Source organism: Xanthomonas sp. NCPPB 3583, from assembly GCF_041475715.2.
Taxonomy (GTDB): domain Bacteria; phylum Pseudomonadota; class Gammaproteobacteria; order Xanthomonadales; family Xanthomonadaceae; genus Xanthomonas; species Xanthomonas euvesicatoria.
Genome location: NZ_CM191263.1, coordinates 1,410,203 through 1,425,967, shown reverse-complemented (window position 1 = coordinate 1,425,967; position 15,765 = coordinate 1,410,203). Strand labels below are relative to the sequence as shown.

Genomic DNA, 15,765 nt, shown 5'->3' with positions numbered 1-15,765 from the left:
ATAACAGTAAGGCCATACGCTAGAAAGGGAAGATTCAGCGCCCCGAGTCCTAACGCCATGCCGGAAGAGCAGACGACTTTCGGAGGCAACTGAGGCAGTGATCGACAAGGCTCCGAGGGCGCCCCCATTGAATCTGGTGGTCCCGATCCGATCGACAGGCTTACACTCCCTCGCAGACAGGTATCGTGAGCAAGTTGAATGAGACTGCATTTCCACGACGCGCGCGGTTTCCTGCGTACTTTTTTTCTGCCATTGGCGCTCGCGCTTCTTGCGAGCGCGTGCAGCGCAAGCAAGCCACCGTCTTCTGAAAAAGAAGACCTTCTCCTCATTCGGCCATTTCCGGTGGATGCCACCGATGCCCATGTGCGCTTCGAATTCGAAGCAACGCCGAAGAATGTAAATCTCACTCAATCCTACATCGTTGGATTGACTTTGAACCGCAAAGGCGAGCTCGATCCAGTCACTTTCTTAAATAACGGGAAATCTCCGCCACGATATGCGGTCCATGTCGAGGCCTGCAAATGGATCGGGGATCAATGCCAAAAACTACCCACTGAAGACGCGTTTCAAGCGTACATCAAGAAAGAACCAGCTAGACGTAAATTTTTTGAATGGCGGTTCGGAAACGAGGAAAAAAAATACATTGACGTCGCCGCACACACCTCAGATACGAGCAACTGGACCGTTTGCTATTTGCCAATAGACAGCTACGGCCGATACCGCGTCGATGTCTCATCTCAATCAGGAAATCCAGCACTCAAAGACCCGTCTGCGCAAATTTCCGTTCAACGGGAATGGACTTCCTCCAAATAATCAAAAATGAATTTGAATGGGGCATCTAATGGACAGGCAGCATTACACAGTAACGGTCGTCATTGCCGCGCCCGGGACGCCCCTTTATACAAAGGGAAAGCAACAATTGGTGGATGGTGAACCAGCCACCTCTGGCCCAGGGCACATGTTTTTCGTACTCGACGATGGCAAAAGCAGGCCAGCCAGCTATGGCTTTGCCCCGATCACTCATGGGCAAATGAACGGCCCAGGAAAAATCTATGACACAGATGCAAGCGAATATCACAGGCCAGCATACTCAAGAACCATCGAAATAAGCAAAGAACAATATGAAAAACTCCATAAATTTGGGGAAGAACCAGAAAAATTTGGTTTTGACACGCAATACAGGGACGTACGCAACAATTGCGTCGATTTCACCTGGGCGGCCCTCAATCATGCCGGACTCCATCGAAACAAGAGCATTGATGTAAATGGCTTACTTATTCCAGGAGCCGGGCAACTGCTTCCGGACGTTCGCATCCCTCTGCCGCTAGAAGGGCCTGGAAAAGATGCTTACCGCCCGCTACGCAATATCCACGGTGTAGAGAGCATTGAGGCACCATTTCCTGACAGTCCATTGAACAGGGAAATCCGTAACCCGCTTCCATCGCAAAGGTCTTTGCAGCAGCACATTCTCAGCGAGGAGCGGCACGCGCCATCGTTAAAGGATCCCACGCATCCCGGCTACCAACTGTTTGCACAGGCAAAGGATCACATACAGATACTGGATCGCGAGCACGGACGACAAACGGACGCGCGCAGCGCCAATCTTGCGGGCTGCCTGGCGGTGCAGTCCTGCAAGATGGGAATGGACCGCATCGACGAAGTCAGGCTGAGCGACGATGCCTCGCGCGCATTTGCAGTGCAGAACAATCCTTACTCGGCCGGATCGCACGACCAGCTGCGTGCCCATGTCGATACGGTCGCCGCACTCAATACACCGCTGGAGCAGAGCAGTCAGGAATGGACAAAGGCTGCAGCCGAACGCGGGCAGGCAGAGCAGCATCGGAACTTGCAACAAGAGCAGACGCAGGCACCAGCAGCTCGGACCATGAGCTGACCGCACGAGAGTCGCCAGATGTGCACTCCTGCGCCCGACCTGTTGGCTACTAACTGACTTGTCAGAGCCAGCAACCATAGTCTACGGTGCAGCAACCTTGTCACTGCACCAATGCGAGTCGGCAGGAAACTCAGGCCTGCAGCTGGATCGTCAACGCGGCAGCGGCGACGCGCGCCTTCTCACGCGCCGCATCGATGCTGTCCGCGCGCGCCAGGGTGACGCCGACGCGGCGATGGCCGTCCACCCGGGGTTTGCCGAACAGGCGCAGTGCGGTGTCCGGGTCGCGCAGCGCCTCGGCCACGTTGTCGAACACCGGCACGCCATTGCCGTGCGCCAGCAACGCGCACGATGCCGAGGGGCCGGCCTGACGGATCACGCCGCCGTCCTGCGCGCCCACCGGCAGGCCGAGAATGGCGCGGGCATGCAGCGCGAATTCGCTCAGGTCCTGCGACACCAGCGTGACCAGACCGGTGTCGTGCGGGCGCGGCGAGACTTCGCTGAACCACACTTCGTCGCCCTTGACGAACAACTCCACGCCAAACAGGCCCCAGCCGCCGAGCTCGTCGGTGATGGCCTTGGCGATTTCCTGCGAGCGGCGCAACGCAGCGGCCGACATCGGTTGCGGCTGCCAGCTTTCGCGGTAGTCGCCGTCCTGCTGCCAGTGCCCGATGGGGTCGCAGTACGAGGTGCCACCGGCATGCCGCACGGTAAGCAAGGTAATTTCGTAATCGAAATCGATGAAGCCTTCGACGATGCAGCGACCGGCACCGGCACGCCCACCGGTCTGCGCATACGCCCACGCCGCATCGATATCGGCCTCGCTACGCAGGGTGCTCTGGCCCTTGCCCGAGGACGACATCACCGGCTTGACCACGCATGGCACCCCCACCGCGGCGATTGCATCGCGATATTCCTCGACGGTATCGACAAAGCGATACGGCGAGGTCGGCAGGCCCAGCGTTTCGGCTGCCAGGCGGCGAATGCCTTCGCGGTCCATGGTCAGGCGCGCGGCACGCGCCGTCGGGATGACCTTCTGGCCTTGCTCGCGTTCCAGCGCCACCAGGGTTTCGGTATGGATCGCTTCGATCTCCGGCACGATCAGATGCGGCTGCTCGCTGGCGATCAGCGCGCGCAATGCTGCGGGGTCGAGCATGTCCAGCACATGCGAGCGGTGCGCCACTTGCATCGCCGGTGCATTGGCATAGCGGTCGGCTGCGATCACTTCCACACCGAAACGCTGCAGCTCGATCGCCACTTCCTTGCCCAGTTCGCCCGAGCCCAGCAACAACACGCGGGTGGCGGAAGGCGATAACGGCGTGCCGAAAGTGGTCATGAGCGCGGTCCAAAGCGAGAGGGGCCGCCATTCTAACGGTTGCCCACTGCCACGCCGACGAACGGCTATTGTTTAACTGATATCACATTGATATCTTTTTACCATTCCACAAGGACTCGCGCTCATGAAAGAGAAGCCGATCGGTTCGTTACCCGGCATTCCCGTCGTTCTCGTCGCAGGCGCCGGCCTTGTCGGTACGTCTTGGGTTGTATTGACGATGATGGCCGACAACAGCGTCACGCTGGGCGCATTCATCGCCGCGGTACTGGTCGCGGCGGCGTGCATTTTCATGCTGGCCGGGCTGTACACGCTGGAGCCCAACCAGGCCGCGGTACTGAGCCTGTTCGGCAAGTACGTCGGCACCGTCAAGGACGCCGGCCTGCGCTGGAATGTGCCGTTCTACGCCAAGCGTCGCGTCAGCCAGCGCGTACGCAATTTCGAAAGCGGGCGACTCAAGGTCAACGAGCTGGATGGCAGTCCGATCGAAATCGCTGCGGTGATCGTATGGCAGGTGCTCGATGCCTCCGAAGCGGTCTACAACGTCGACGACTACGAAAGCTTCGTGCATATCCAGTCCGAAGCGGCGCTGCGTGCGATGGCGACCAGCTATCCGTACGACCAGCACGAAGACGGCCAGATCTCGCTGCGCAGCCATCCGGCCGAAATCAGCGAGCAACTCAAGCGGCATCTGGACGAGCGCCTGACCCAGGCCGGCGTGGACGTGATCGAGGCGCGCATCAGCCACCTGGCCTACGCGCCGGAAATCGCCCAGGCCATGCTGCAGCGCCAGCAGGCCAATGCGGTGATTGCCGCACGCTCGCGCATCGTCGCCGGCGCAGTGGGGATGGTCGAAATGGCGCTGTCGGAGCTGCACAAGAATGGCGTGGTGCAGCTGGACGAAGAGCGCAAGGCGCATATGGTCAGCAACCTGCTTACCGTGTTGTGTTCCGATCGCGGGACCCAACCGGTGGTCAACGCCGGCTCGCTGTATTGAGGGCTGCCGATAAAACACCTGCGCTCACTGCCGCCCGGGCGCAGCCGCGGTTCGGCATCGGCATGCGCCACTCGTACACTGCGCTTGTGGGCGCGCCCTCCACGCCACCTGGCGAGCGCTCGCTTCCGTTGCGTCAGCCACTCCGAGATCGATCTGATGAATATCATGGTGCCCCTGGTGGTTGCGCTTTCCGGCTTGCCCGCGCTTGCCATCGCCGCGTCCATCGGCGCCGACGATGACGACCGTGCACGCGGGCTGGGCCTGCGCTGGGCATTGATCAGCCTGGTGATCCTGGTCGGCGCCGCATGCCTGTACTGGGCTGGCGACAATCGCGCCGGCATCTATGCCGTGGTGATCGGCATGCTCATCGGCGTCAACGCGTTGATCGTGTCGATGGTGATGCACCTGCGCCGTCACGGCGGCCGCAGAGACGGCAAATGAGCGAAAAAAAAGCCTACCCGCTGCGTATCAACGCCGATGTGTTGGCCGCCGTGCAGCGCTGGGCCGACGACGAATTGCGCAGCCTCAATGCGCAGATCGAATACGTGCTGCGCGATGCGTTACGCAAGGCTGGCCGGCTACCGAAACCGCAGGGCGAAAAAGAACAATCCGAAAATTGATCACGCGCCGTCGATCATCCAGACGCGACTGCGCACCGGTGTAGCGGTTCGCCCATCTGGGTCGGTGCGGGTCACAGCGCCTGGCCGGACTGGCAGCGCTCACCAGGCAACCGCTAAGCTGCGTAGATGCATCATCTTCAACGTGTACTCCTCAATACCAGCGCGATCGAGCTGTGGCCGGCCGATCTGCTGCGCGCGCGCGGCAATGCGGATGCGCGTGTGCTGGCACAGGCCGACTGGCTACTGCGGCGCAAACGCGATGGACGCTATCTGGCTGCACATCTTCCGCAGGGTCTGATGCCGCTGATCCCGCGGCTGGCACGCGAGCATGGCCTGGACGAAGCATTGGACCGTCTGCAGACCGCAACCGGCCGCATCGGCCAGGTACGCGACGACACGCTGGCGATCGACGGATTGCAGTGCCGGCTGAGCCAGCTCGGGCTCGCCGCCGACGACTATGTGCAACGGACCGGCCTGCAGTTGATTGCCGAACCGGCCGCACTGCAGTTTGCCGGACGCGATCGCTTCGGCCGCCCGCTATGGCTCAGTGCCGGCGCTGCACGCGCATGGCGACAGATGCGTGCGGCTGCGCTGCGCGCAGACATCGTGATCGATGCGATTTCCGGCTATCGCAGCCACGACTACCAACTGGGCATCTTCGAGCGCAAGTTCGCGCGCGGGCTCACCCTGGAGCAGATCCTGACGGTCAACGCAGCGCCGGGTTTCAGCGAACATCACAGCGGCGACGCACTGGATCTGGGCACACCGGGCGAGCCGCCGGCCGAAGAGTCCTTCGAAGCCACGCCCGCATTCGCCTGGTTGTGCAGCAACGCGCACGCATTCGGCTACCGCCTGAGTTATCCACGCGACAACCCGCATGGCATCGTCTACGAACCGTGGCATTGGCGTTGGTCGGCGGGATGAGCCGGTCGCACGTCATGCGCCACGCAGCGCGGCTGGACAGGACGGCCCGTCGCGTCTGCCCCGCGTGCGTTCGCCCTACTCCTGCGAACGCGGTGTCGGCACCTTGGTCCCCACACTGAAGTCGGCAATCTTCCACAGATAGAACGCGGCATAGGTGCGGTACGGGCCCCAGCGTTCGCCGCGTGCGGCCAGTTCCCTGGGGGTGGGCATCTGCTCCTGCTTGTCCACGCGCTGCGCCCCTTTGCGTACGCCCAGGTCGTCGATGGGCAGCAGATCCGGGCGGCCCAAGCGGAACATCAGCATCATTTCCACCGTCCAGCGGCCGATGCCGCGCACCGGCACCAGCGCCTGCACGATGGCGTCCTCGTCCATGAAAGCGAGCCTGCGCAGCGAGGGAATCTCGCCTTCGCGTTCGCGCCGTGCCAGATCGCGCAACGCCAACGCCTTGTTGCCGGAAACGCCGCAGGCACGCAGCGCTGCATCGTCGATACGACCGAGGGTGTCCGCATGCAGCCGCTGCGCACCGATCGCCACTTCCACCCGCGCCACGATGGTCGACGCCGCCTTGCCGCTGAGTTGCTGGAACAGGATGGCGCGTGCCAGCGCATCGACCGGGTCGAAGGGTTTGTGCCAGCCCGGTTGCGGGGCGATCGGGCCGATGCGCTTCATCCACGCACCCAGCGCGCGATCGCGCCGGGACACATGCGCGAACGCAGCCTCCACATCGAATCCGCGGGCATGGCGCGGCATGCTCAGCGCCTCAACGCACCAATGGCCAGCACCACCCAGCCCAGCATCAGGCCCACTCCGCCGACCGGCGCCAGGGTGGTCGGCCACTGCAGCAACGCGCCCCCGACCAGGCTGCCGGCAAACAGCAACGTGCCGAGCAACAGCAGGTACAAGCCCACCCGGCCCAGCGCACGCGTTTCGGTGGCGCCCAGCACGGTGAGGACCGCGCCATGGCCGAATGCGTACAACGACGCCAGCTGCAGCCGCGACTGCACCATCGCATCGGCAACGCCGTGCGAGGCATAGGCCGATAGACCGACGGCAGTGGCCGCCAGCAGGCCGCCGCAGCAAGCCAGCAGCGAGGGGTGTTTCTTGCGACGATCAAGCAAAGACATGCAGGCAACTTCCATGGCAGCGCCGCAGCGCAAAAAAAACGCGCCGCAAGACTGCGGCGCGTTTTCGTCTGGATCAGCTCATCGTGGTGAGACGATTACTTGATGGCCCAGTAGACGTCGTAGGTGCCGTCCTGGGTGAACGACTTGTCCACGCCACCCTTCCACGCTTCGTACGGACGATCGGTCACGTCCATGCCGCTGGTGGCAGCCCAGGCGCGCAGCGAGTTACGCACTGCGTCCAGACCGGCCATGTGGCCTGCGTAGGTCGCAAAGGCCGAACGGTGCGCCGGAACCCGCTGGTACTTCACCGGTGCTTCGGACGGAATATTGAGCTTCAACTCGTCGCCCGTTGCAGCCACCGGGGTTGCATCGGCGGGTGCCGCGGCAGTCGCGTCGTCCTTCTTGGCGTCGGCCTTGGCGTCGGCCTTCGGAGCACCACCAGCGCGCTTGCGCACCGGCTGCACCACGTCGAAGGCGTACTTGTCCGAAGCGAAGTCGGTGGTCACGATGCGCACCGGACCAACCGCCTCAAGGCCGTTGGAATCCATCACGCGCTTGATCCACTCCTGGTTGTCCTTGATCGACTTCTTGATCGTCTCGTTGTCACGATCGATGTTGCCCGCGGTGACGACCAACAGGTCCTCGGCCGGCACATCGACGATCTTGAGGTCGCTCAACACCGGCTTGCCGTCAAGCTCGGCGCGGTAGTCGAAGTTCGGCACGGTGGCCAGCGCAGTCGCCAGACGCGACAGACCCAGCTTCAGGTCGTCGCCCACGTGGCGGCTGACGTACAGGCCGGCATAGCGACCAAACAGGTTCCAGCCGTACTTGACGCTGTAATCCTGGGTGATCTTGACGTTCTTGTTGTTCTTGCCGGTCGGCACCAGGGTGAAATTGGTGACCTTGTCGTAGCCCTTGGTGGGATCTTCGATTGCGATCTCAACACGCTCGTTCTTGACGCTGTTGGTGATCTCCCAGCTGCCGTTGCCGATATAGCCCTCGGTGGAGCTGTATTCGACGCGTGCACCCTTGCCCTCTTCCGGGCCGGCCAGCTTCAGCTGGATCTTCGGGTCACGCAGCACAAGCGGGTTCCAATCCTTGAAACGACGGAAGCTGTTCACGGTGTCGTAAACAATCGTCATCCTGCGGTTGGTCTCAACACTCTCGGACATCTGCCGCTCCGAGGGCAACACCAAGCCCACCACGACAAACAAGCCAGCCACGATCCCCAAGGCGATCAGGAACTCGATAATACGGGTCATTCAGGAGGTCTCCGGGGCCGATCCCACGGCCGGGTTGAGTGAAGCGAAGCCACCATCCTAGCAGGCTTCGAGAAAGATGTTCAGTTGTGCGACGGGTAGCGCGGTCTTGCGGTGTCATTCACCGCGCAACACAGCGCGTGGGGGATGCGCAATCCCAACCTGCACAAGGGTTTGGGCGATTGCGCGCCGCTATCATGCACATCACGTGCTGCGTGCGTGTGATGTTGCAGTGGCCAGGCGGCACCGGCCCGCCCGTTTCGCAGTCCGACCGGCGCCGCAGCGTCCTGAATGCGAGTCCGGTGCCTGCTGCAGGCCGGCTTGGCGTCGAGCTCGCCGGCGCAGGGCCGAGCTCACACCAGCTGCAGTTCGAATGCTTTCAGCACCGCGCGGGTGCGGTCGCGTACGCCGAGCTTGGAGAGGATGTTGGAGACGTGATTCTTGATGGTGCCTTCGGCCACACCCAGCGAGTTGGCGATTTCCTTGTTGGAAAACCCACTCGCCATCAGCCGCAGGATCTCGGTTTCGCGGTCGGTGAGCGGATCGGGGCGGTCCAGGCTGACGAACTCGTTACGCATGTGCTCCAGACCCGACAGCAGGCGCTGGGTCACCGCCGGCTGCACCAGCGAGCCGCCTTCGGCGACGGTGCGGATGGCGCCAACCAGTTGTTCCAGCGAGACGTCCTTGAGCAGATAGCCCTTGGCGCCGGCCTTGAGCCCGGCCAGCACCAATTGGTCGTCGTCGAAGGTGGTCAGGATGATCGTCGGCGGCAGGGTGCCGTTGCGCGAGAGCATCTGCAGCGCTTCCAGCCCGGACATCACCGGCATGCGCATGTCCATCAGCACCACGTCCGGCTGGATCTGCGGAATCTGCTCCACTGCCTGCTTGCCGTCGGAGGCCTCGGCCACCACCTCGATGCCGTCGTCCAGCGCCAACAGCGAGCGGATCCCCTGGCGCACCAGGGTTTGATCGTCGACCAGGCACACACGGATCATCACAACACTCCTTGGGTCACGGCCGCAGGCATCAGTGCCGGCGCGCCTGGAACAGCGATGCGCAGGCCAAAGCCCTCACCCCGCCGGGTTTGAATTTCGAGCTTCCCACCATACTGGTTCAGCCGCTCACGCATGCCGCGCAGCCCGTTGCCGGGCGCGACCGCATCGGCGCCGTGGCCGTCGTCGCGGGCGTCGATCAGCACCGTATCGGCATCGCGGCGCACCTGGATCCACAGGTTGCGCGCGCCGGCATGGCGCACCGCATTGGTGATGATTTCCTGGGTACAGCGCAGCAGCACGTGGGCGCGCTCGGGGTCGTCCAGGGTCAGCGGCTGGGCGATGTCCAGGTGGATATCCAGCGACGGCACCTGGGTGACCAGCGGGCGCAGCGCCGCTTCCAGGTCGATCGCGCCGCTGTCGCGCAGATGGCTGACCGCCTCGCGCACATCGGTGAGCAACAATTTGGCCAGCGTGTGCGCCTGGCGCACGTGCTCCTGGGCCTGGCCCTCGGTGATGTGGCCGGCCACTTCCAGGTTGAGGCTGAGCGCGGTGAGGTGGTGGCCGAGCAGGTCGTGCAGCTCGCGCGAGATGCGGGTGCGCTCGTTGATGCGCGCACTCTCGGCCAGCAACGCGCGGGTGGCGCGCAGTTCGGCGTTGAGCCGGCGCTGCTCTTCGCGCGCATCGGTCTGCTGGCGGGCCACCAGGCTGGTGACGAAGATGAACATCGAAAAGCCGCCGTACAACAGCGACTGCATCAGCGCCGCGAACAGGGTGAAGTCCGGGCGCAGGTAGTAGAACACCGGCAGCACCGCCAGCTGGCTCAGCACCAGCCATAGCACGCCCACGCGTAGCGGCAGCAGCCACGGGATCACCCCGGCCGCCACCATCATCAGGATGCTGCCGAGCCCGGTTCCGCTCAGATAGCTCACCGCCAGCGCGCAGATGGTGAGCAGCAACAGGATCAACCGGTCGTACCAGTGCGCGTGGCCGCCGCTGTTCAAGCCGCGGGTCAACCAGAAGTAGCTGGCGCCGAAGCCGATGAAGAATGCCGACATCATCACCGCCTCGGCCACGCTGCGGTGGTCGCCTTCTTCGGCCGGCGGCCAGTAGGTGTACACCAAGGGCATGACGATCATCGCCCAGGTGAACAGGCCGGCAAAGCGCAGGACGCGCGTGTGACTGAGGTATCCCAACATGCCCGCATCTTAGGTGTAAGCGACCGCGCTGCCCTCTTGCCGGAAGTCATGCATGCCGGCAGGTGCACGGGTGGCGGATGTCGGGCCCGCGCAGCGCCTGTGCTGACGCGCCGTTGCACGCCGGCACCTGCCGCGCGCCGGCCGATCGCATGCGCTGGGTCGCCGCTTCAGGCCCCGCATGTAATAATCCGACGCAGATCCGATTTCGGGTCGACGCGTTACCCCACGGAGTCCCAATGTCGATCGTCATCCGCGACGTGCGCGAGCACGAGCTCGATTCCGTCCTGGCCCTGAACAACAATGCCGGACTGGCGATCCTGCCGCTGGATTCAACCAGGCTGCAACGTTTCTACGAGCAGGCCGAGTATTTCCGCGTCGCCGAGCGCGACGGCAACCTGGCCGGGTTTCTGGTCGGTTTCGGAAGCGGCAGTGCGCACGACAGCAGCAATTTCGCCTGGTTCCGGGACCGTCACCCGGAATTCTTCTATATCGACCGCATCGTGGTCGCCAGCCGCCGCCGCGGCGGTGGCGTCGGGCGGGCGTTCTATGCCGATGTGCAGAGCTATACCGAGCTGCGTTACCCGCAGCTGGCGTGCGAGGTGTTCCTGGACCATGGCGCAGATGCGGCCTTGCTGTTCCATGGCAGCTTCGGCTTCCGCGAGGTTGGCCAGAACACCATGCCCGATGTGGAAGTGCGCGCCAGCATGCTGATGAAAGACATGTGCAGCTATCGGTGGGTCAAGGAGACCTATGGCGGCAAGTTGCCCGACCACTTGCCGTGGGTGGGCCGGCCGCGTCATGCCGCCACCACCGCTAGCCCATCGACGGGGAGCTGAGTTGTGGCAAGTGTGAATGTGGATTTTGAACAGGCCGGCGAACTGAAGATCGGCCAGGTGGGCATCGCCAACCTGCGTGTGCGGACGCTGGATGTGCCGCGGCTGGTGCAGGAAATGCGCGAGCGCGTGAGCCGCGCGCCCAAGTTGTTCGGCCGTGCGGCGGTGATCCTGGATTTCGGCGGGCTGTCGCAGGTGCCGGACCTGGCTACGGCCAAGGCGCTGCTGGACGGCCTGCGCGATGCCGGCGTGCTGCCGGTGGCGCTGGCCTACGGCACCAGCGAGATCGACCTGCTGTCCCAGCAGTTGGGCGTGCCGCTGCTGGCCAAATTTCGCGCGCAGTACGAGCCGACCGCGGTCAGTCCGCCACCGCCACCGCCGCCGCCCGCACGTGCCGAGCCGGCACCGCCGGCCGCGCGACCGGCGCCGGGCCGGATGCAGCGCACCGCGGTGCGTTCGGGTCAGCAGCTGTACGCGGAGAACTGCGACCTGACCGTACTCAGTACGGTCGGTGCCGGGGCCGAGGTCATCGCCGACGGAAGCATCCATATCTACGGTACCCTGCGTGGCCGCGCTCTGGCCGGCGCGCAGGGCAATCCCGACGCGCGCATCTTCTGCCGCGACTTCCACGCCGAACTGGTTGCCATCGCTGGCCACTACAAGGTGCTGGACGATGTTCCCATGGACCTGCGTGGCAAGGCCGTCCAGGTCTGGCTGGAGCAGGATCAGATCAAGATCGCTGCGCTTGATTGACGCGGCCCAACCACAGAAATATTCGGAGAAATCCTTTGGCTGAAATCATCGTAGTCACCTCCGGCAAGGGCGGCGTCGGCAAGACCACTACCAGCGCGAGCCTGGCCTGCGGGCTGGCCAAGCGCGGCAAGAAAGTAGCGGTCATCGACTTCGACGTCGGCCTGCGCAACCTGGACCTGATCATGGGCTGCGAGCGGCGCGTGGTGTACGACTTCGTCAACGTCGTGCACGGCGAAGCAACGCTCAAGCAGTCGCTGATCAAGGACAAACGGTTCGAGAACCTTTACGTCCTGGCCGCCTCGCAGACCCGCGACAAGGACGCGCTGACCCAGGAAGGCGTGGAAAAGGTGCTCAAGGACCTGGCCGCCGACGGCTTCGACTACATCGTCTGCGATTCGCCGGCCGGCATCGAAAAAGGCGCGTTCCTGGCGATGTATTTCGCCGACCGCGCGGTGGTGGTGGTCAATCCGGAAGTCTCTTCGGTGCGCGACTCGGACCGCATCATCGGCCTGCTCGATTCCAAGACCCGCAAGGCCGAAGAAGGCAAGGCCGTGCCGGCGTTCCTGCTGCTGACCCGCTACAGCCCGGGCCGCGTGGAAGGCGGCGAGATGCTCAGCATCACTGACGTGGAAGAAGTGCTGGGCCTGAAGGCGATCGGCGTGATTCCCGAATCCGGCGACGTGCTCAACGCCTCCAACAAGGGCGAGCCGGTGATCCTGGATGCCGAGTCCCCGGCCGGCCAGGCGTATGACGACGCAGTCGCCCGCATCATGGGCGAGGAGCGCCCGATGCGATTCACATCCGTGGAGAAGAAAGGCTTCTTCAGCAAGCTGTTCGGAGGGTAAGCATGGGCCTGCTCGATTTTCTCAAGAGCAAGAAGAACACCGCCGAGACGGCCAAGAACCGCCTGCAGATCATCATTGCGCAGGAGCGCAACCACCGCGGCGGGCCGGATTACCTGCCGCTGATGCAGCGCGAACTGCTGGAAGTGATCAAGAAGTACGTCAACATCGATGCCGATGCCGTGCGCGTGGATCTGGTCAAGGACGGCGAACACGACGTGCTGGACATCTCGGTCGCCCTGCCGGAAGACGGCGACAAGTAAGCGCCGACAACGGCACCGCGTTCGCACGGTGCCGTTGTTGCATGTGACCCGACCGCGAGCCATTGCGCGTGACCACCGCCCCCACTGCCACACCCACCGCTGCCGATGTTCTGTGCGTGGCCGATATCGGCCTGGACGCACCTGCCGCCCTGCTCGCGCGCTATGGCTTGCGCCTGCATCGCGTGGACAGTGGTGCAGCGATTCCAGGCAGTTTCTGGGGCGAACCGGAGGCCGGCATCATCGGCTGCGACGTTTACGTGCGCGACGACACCCCGGTGCATTCGCTCCTGCACGAAGCCGGACATCTGATCGTGCTGCCTGCGGAAAAACGCGCCGCCGTGCATACCGACGCCACCGATTCGGTGGAGGAAGAAGACGCCACCTGTTACCTGCAGATCCTGCTGGCCGAGCAACTGCCCGGCGTGGGCAGCGCGCGCCTGATGGCGGACATGGACAGCTGGGGCTATACGTATCGGCTGGGCTCCACCCGTGCCTGGTTCGAGCAGGACGCGGAGAACGCGCGCAGCTGGCTGGACGCACGCGGCCTGTTGCCTGCCTGAGCTTGCGCGGCGCGTTCAAGTGGCTGCCCAACCGCAGCGAGCAGTGGTCAGCAGCGACGGGCATCAGGGCAGTGCGGCGTTCGCAGCAGCAGCGGCGAACGTGTGGCACCTGCAGTACCGAATAGCGGACGCGCCGTCTGGGCTGAGCGCAGTCGATCGAATGATCGGCCTCAGGATCCCGTTGCCGTGGCGCCGGAGAGATCCAGCGTGGCCACCGTGCCCTGCCCTGCATTGGAATCCAGCTGCAGATGCCAGCCCAGGTGCTCGCACAACCGTCCGATCAGCTCCAGCCCGATGCCACTCCCCTGGCGTGCGTTGCCGCGCGCCAGGCGCGTATAGATGGCGCTGATCTCTTCGGGCGTCATGCCATGGCCGGGGTCGGCAATGCGGACCACGCCGGGCGCCGACAGCGAGATGCGAATGATGCCGCGGTCGCTGTTTTCGATGGCGTTGCGCAACAGGTTGCCGATGGCCGTCTGCACGATGGCGACCGGGGCGACCAGCCTGCACGGCGGCAACGGGTCCACGACCAGTTGCAGATCCTTGTCGGCGCACAGGTGCGTGTGGTCGGCCACGATGTCCGGCAGCAACTGATCCAGCCGCAACGCATCGCTGCTGCGCACCAGCCGGCCTGGGTCCTTGGCCAGCACCAGCAGCAAGGTGATCAACTGCTCGACCGAGGCGCTGGTCTGGGCAATGCGCTGCAGCTGGTGGCGTACCGCCGGCGGCGTGCCGGGTTGCTCCAGCGCCAGCTCCACCGCATTGCCGATCACCGCGATGGGCGTGCGCAATTCGTGGCTGGCGCTGTCGATGAAGGCCCGCTCTCGGTCGACGAACTGGCTATTGCGTTCCAGATAATCGTTGAGCGCATCGGCAATTACGTACAGTTCGGCGCTGCCCTGTGGCCCGACCGCAATCTGCTGCGCACGCTGCCCTGGACGCAACGCCCCGATGTCGCGCGCAAGTTCCACCAAAGGGCGCACCAGCCGGGCCATCGCATACGTACCCATCAGCAAGGTGATGCCGATCAGCGCGATGCCAGCGGCCAGCATCCAGCGGGTCAGGAATTTTTCCAGCGCTTCGAAATCGGTGATGTCCAGCACCAGGGCCAGGCGGCCGGCATGCGCGGTGTCGCGCACCATCACGGCACTCTGGCGGCCGGCGATCTCCAGACCGTCATGCAGGCCGGGATGCAGGGTGCGCAAGACCGGCGGCGTGCGCGCGACATCGTCGACGCGGTACAGCCGCAAGGTGTCCGAGTCCTGCCAGTGATACTCCGGATTCTGCACGCTGCGCTCGAGAATGCTGTCCAGTTCGGAATTGAGCAGCGAGCGCCACACGCCGTGTTCGGCGCGTTCGTGCAGGTACTGCGCGGTGCCGAACACCGCCAGGGTCATCAGCAGCGTGTAGCCGAACAACCACACCAGCACGCGGCGACCCAACGGGCGCTGTTTAGACATCGCTGCAGTCGCCAGCGCCAGGTGCATCGGCCGCATCCAGCTGCGCCAGCCGGTAGCCGAGCCGCGGCAAGGTATGGATCAGTTTTTGCGCGAACGGGCCGTCCACGCTGCGACGCAACTCATAGATATGCGAGCGCAGCATGTCGCCGTCGGGCGGATCGTCGCCCCACAACGATTGCTCCAGGCGTTGCCGCGTCACCGCAGCTGGGCTGGCCTGCATGAGCACCTCCAGCAACTTGCGGCAGGCCGGATACAGATGCAGCACCTGGCCGGCGCGCGTCGCTTCCAGCGTGGCCAGGTCCAGGCGCAGGTCGGCCACTTGCAGCAGTTTGCCGCGGCGACGGCCGTGCGCACGCGCCAGCAAGGCTTCGATGCGCACCTCCAGCTCGGGCAGTGCGAAGGGTTTGGTCAGGTAGTCGTCGGCGCCGGCGCGGAAGCCGGCGATCTTGTCCGGCAGTTCGTCGCGTGCGGTGAGCATGATCACCGGCAATTCGGACTGGTGCTGCTCGCGCAGCCGACGCAGCACTTCCGGTCCATCCATGCGCGGCATCATCCAGTCCAGGATCAATGCGTCGTAATGCTGGGTGGTCGCCAGATGCAGGCCGGTGACGCCATCGGGCGCGGCGTCCAGGGTATGCCCGCGCGCTTCGAAATAGTCGAACAGGTTGGCAACCATATTGCGGTTGTCTTCAATGACCAGCAGCCGCATGAGCGG

At 63.9% G+C, this 15,765-nt stretch carries 18 protein-coding genes and 1 pseudogene; 11 read left to right on the top strand and 8 right to left on the bottom strand.

What is annotated here, in order from left to right:
- Positions 1–198: 198 nt before the first annotated feature.
- Together ACCQ07_RS06405 and ACCQ07_RS06400 are read left to right on the top strand one after the other, a co-directional pair.
- Entirely contained in the window at positions 199–813 is a 615-nt protein-coding gene (locus ACCQ07_RS06405) for a hypothetical protein (protein WP_011346740.1), read from the top strand.
- Positions 814–841: 28 nt separating this feature from the next.
- Complete coding sequence (locus ACCQ07_RS06400) at positions 842–1,894, top strand: XVIPCD domain-containing protein (RefSeq protein ID WP_011346739.1); 1,053 nt, start codon at positions 842–844, stop codon at positions 1,892–1,894.
- Between the two features lie 130 nt (positions 1,895–2,024).
- On the opposite strand, the gene purT is transcribed toward ACCQ07_RS06400, so the two are convergent.
- Complete coding sequence (gene purT, locus ACCQ07_RS06395) at positions 2,025–3,227, bottom strand: formate-dependent phosphoribosylglycinamide formyltransferase (protein WP_071117299.1); 1,203 nt, start codon at positions 3,225–3,227, stop codon at positions 2,025–2,027.
- A gap of 283 nt (positions 3,228–3,510) precedes the next feature.
- Between purT and ACCQ07_RS06390 the strand changes: the two are divergent.
- The 4 genes and pseudogenes from ACCQ07_RS06390 to ACCQ07_RS06375 form a co-directional block, all read left to right on the top strand.
- Positions 3,511–4,221 (top strand): annotated as a pseudogene (locus tag ACCQ07_RS06390) (SPFH domain-containing protein); the annotation flags it as partial.
- A 156-nt stretch (positions 4,222–4,377) separates the two neighbouring features.
- Positions 4,378–4,662 carry a hypothetical protein gene (locus tag ACCQ07_RS06385; RefSeq protein ID WP_008574709.1) on the top strand — a complete coding sequence of 95 codons (285 nt, stop codon included), beginning with the start codon at positions 4,378–4,380 and terminating at the stop codon, positions 4,660–4,662.
- The gene (locus tag ACCQ07_RS06380; RefSeq protein WP_008574708.1) at positions 4,659–4,841 is read left to right on the top strand and encodes a type II toxin-antitoxin system antitoxin; all 183 of its coding nucleotides are present in this window, start codon (positions 4,659–4,661) and stop codon (positions 4,839–4,841) included. Before ACCQ07_RS06385 ends, ACCQ07_RS06380 begins: the two co-directional genes overlap by 4 nt.
- Before the next feature lie 126 nt (positions 4,842–4,967).
- Entirely contained in the window at positions 4,968–5,765 is a 798-nt protein-coding gene (locus tag ACCQ07_RS06375; RefSeq protein ID WP_372363912.1) for a M15 family metallopeptidase, read from the top strand.
- A 75-nt stretch (positions 5,766–5,840) separates the two neighbouring features.
- On the opposite strand, the gene ACCQ07_RS06370 is transcribed toward ACCQ07_RS06375, so the two are convergent.
- The 5 genes from ACCQ07_RS06370 to ACCQ07_RS06350 all read right to left on the bottom strand — a co-directional run bounded on the left by ACCQ07_RS06370 (position 5,841) and on the right by ACCQ07_RS06350 (position 10,339).
- Complete coding sequence (locus tag ACCQ07_RS06370) at positions 5,841–6,515, bottom strand: DNA-3-methyladenine glycosylase family protein (protein ID WP_209260895.1); 675 nt, start codon at positions 6,513–6,515, stop codon at positions 5,841–5,843.
- Positions 6,516–6,517: 2 nt separating this feature from the next.
- Positions 6,518–6,904 carry a DUF423 domain-containing protein gene (locus ACCQ07_RS06365; RefSeq protein WP_181388215.1) on the bottom strand — a complete coding sequence of 129 codons (387 nt, stop codon included), beginning with the start codon at positions 6,902–6,904 and terminating at the stop codon, positions 6,518–6,520.
- Positions 6,905–6,984: 80 nt separating this feature from the next.
- Positions 6,985–8,151 carry a polyketide cyclase gene (locus tag ACCQ07_RS06360; protein ID WP_057680971.1) on the bottom strand — a complete coding sequence of 389 codons (1,167 nt, stop codon included), beginning with the start codon at positions 8,149–8,151 and terminating at the stop codon, positions 6,985–6,987.
- Positions 8,152–8,501: 350 nt separating this feature from the next.
- Positions 8,502–9,143, bottom strand: coding sequence for a response regulator (locus tag ACCQ07_RS06355; RefSeq protein ID WP_008574699.1), 642 nt, complete (start codon positions 9,141–9,143; stop codon positions 8,502–8,504).
- Positions 9,143–10,339: a sensor histidine kinase gene (locus ACCQ07_RS06350; protein ID WP_008574698.1), complete on the bottom strand. Its 1,197-nt coding sequence runs from the start codon at positions 10,337–10,339 to the stop codon at positions 9,143–9,145. The genes ACCQ07_RS06355 and ACCQ07_RS06350 overlap by 1 nt, the downstream gene beginning before the upstream one ends.
- A 236-nt stretch (positions 10,340–10,575) precedes the next feature.
- On the opposite strand from ACCQ07_RS06350, the gene ACCQ07_RS06345 reads away from it, so the two are divergent.
- The 5 genes from ACCQ07_RS06345 to ACCQ07_RS06325 all read left to right on the top strand — a co-directional run bounded on the left by ACCQ07_RS06345 (position 10,576) and on the right by ACCQ07_RS06325 (position 13,590).
- Entirely contained in the window at positions 10,576–11,175 is a 600-nt protein-coding gene (locus ACCQ07_RS06345) for a GNAT family N-acetyltransferase (RefSeq protein WP_008574695.1), read from the top strand.
- Positions 11,176–11,178: 3 nt separating this feature from the next.
- A complete protein-coding gene (gene minC / locus ACCQ07_RS06340; protein WP_011346732.1) occupies positions 11,179–11,925 on the top strand; it encodes a septum site-determining protein MinC in 747 nt (248 codons plus the stop codon).
- Positions 11,926–11,960: 35 nt separating this feature from the next.
- A complete protein-coding gene (gene minD, locus ACCQ07_RS06335) occupies positions 11,961–12,770 on the top strand; it encodes a septum site-determining protein MinD (RefSeq protein ID WP_005930297.1) in 810 nt (269 codons plus the stop codon).
- A 2-nt stretch (positions 12,771–12,772) separates the two neighbouring features.
- On the top strand, positions 12,773–13,030 hold the full coding sequence (gene minE, locus ACCQ07_RS06330) for a cell division topological specificity factor MinE (protein WP_003484370.1): 258 nt from the start codon (positions 12,773–12,775) through the stop codon (positions 13,028–13,030).
- A 68-nt stretch (positions 13,031–13,098) separates the two neighbouring features.
- Entirely contained in the window at positions 13,099–13,590 is a 492-nt protein-coding gene (locus ACCQ07_RS06325; protein WP_014089622.1) for a hypothetical protein, read from the top strand.
- A gap of 170 nt (positions 13,591–13,760) precedes the next feature.
- On the opposite strand, the gene ACCQ07_RS06320 is transcribed toward ACCQ07_RS06325, so the two are convergent.
- Together ACCQ07_RS06320 and ACCQ07_RS06315 are read right to left on the bottom strand one after the other, a co-directional pair.
- Entirely contained in the window at positions 13,761–15,077 is a 1,317-nt protein-coding gene (locus ACCQ07_RS06320) for a sensor histidine kinase (RefSeq protein WP_209260894.1), read from the bottom strand.
- Entirely contained in the window at positions 15,043–15,759 is a 717-nt protein-coding gene (locus ACCQ07_RS06315; protein ID WP_003484375.1) for a response regulator transcription factor, read from the bottom strand. The genes ACCQ07_RS06320 and ACCQ07_RS06315 overlap by 35 nt, the downstream gene beginning before the upstream one ends.
- Positions 15,760–15,765 lie beyond the last annotated feature (6 nt).

Excerpts from the sequence above, each read along its gene's own strand:
- ACCQ07_RS06350 (WP_008574698.1), bottom strand. The coding sequence starts at position 10,339 with ATGTTGGGATACCTCAGTCACACGCGCGTCCTGCGCTTTGCCGGCCTG.
- ACCQ07_RS06345 (WP_008574695.1), top strand. The coding sequence starts at position 10,576 with ATGTCGATCGTCATCCGCGACGTGCGCGAGCACGAGCTCGATTCCGTC.
- ACCQ07_RS06360 (WP_057680971.1), bottom strand. The coding sequence starts at position 8,151 with ATGACCCGTATTATCGAGTTCCTGATCGCCTTGGGGATCGTGGCTGGC.
- ACCQ07_RS06375 (WP_372363912.1), top strand. The coding sequence starts at position 4,968 with ATGCATCATCTTCAACGTGTACTCCTCAATACCAGCGCGATCGAGCTG.
- purT (WP_071117299.1), bottom strand. The coding sequence starts at position 3,227 with ATGACCACTTTCGGCACGCCGTTATCGCCTTCCGCCACCCGCGTGTTG.
- ACCQ07_RS06355 (WP_008574699.1), bottom strand. The coding sequence starts at position 9,143 with ATGATCCGTGTGTGCCTGGTCGACGATCAAACCCTGGTGCGCCAGGGG.
- minE (WP_003484370.1), top strand. The coding sequence starts at position 12,773 with ATGGGCCTGCTCGATTTTCTCAAGAGCAAGAAGAACACCGCCGAGACG.
- ACCQ07_RS06315 (WP_003484375.1), bottom strand. The coding sequence starts at position 15,759 with ATGCGGCTGCTGGTCATTGAAGACAACCGCAATATGGTTGCCAACCTG.
- ACCQ07_RS06370 (WP_209260895.1), bottom strand. The coding sequence starts at position 6,515 with ATGCCGCGCCATGCCCGCGGATTCGATGTGGAGGCTGCGTTCGCGCAT.
- ACCQ07_RS06365 (WP_181388215.1), bottom strand. The coding sequence starts at position 6,904 with ATGGAAGTTGCCTGCATGTCTTTGCTTGATCGTCGCAAGAAACACCCC.
- ACCQ07_RS06405 (WP_011346740.1), top strand. The coding sequence starts at position 199 with ATGAGACTGCATTTCCACGACGCGCGCGGTTTCCTGCGTACTTTTTTT.
- ACCQ07_RS06400 (WP_011346739.1), top strand. The coding sequence starts at position 842 with ATGGACAGGCAGCATTACACAGTAACGGTCGTCATTGCCGCGCCCGGG.
- ACCQ07_RS06380 (WP_008574708.1), top strand. The coding sequence starts at position 4,659 with ATGAGCGAAAAAAAAGCCTACCCGCTGCGTATCAACGCCGATGTGTTG.
- ACCQ07_RS06320 (WP_209260894.1), bottom strand. The coding sequence starts at position 15,077 with ATGCACCTGGCGCTGGCGACTGCAGCGATGTCTAAACAGCGCCCGTTG.
- ACCQ07_RS06385 (WP_008574709.1), top strand. The coding sequence starts at position 4,378 with ATGAATATCATGGTGCCCCTGGTGGTTGCGCTTTCCGGCTTGCCCGCG.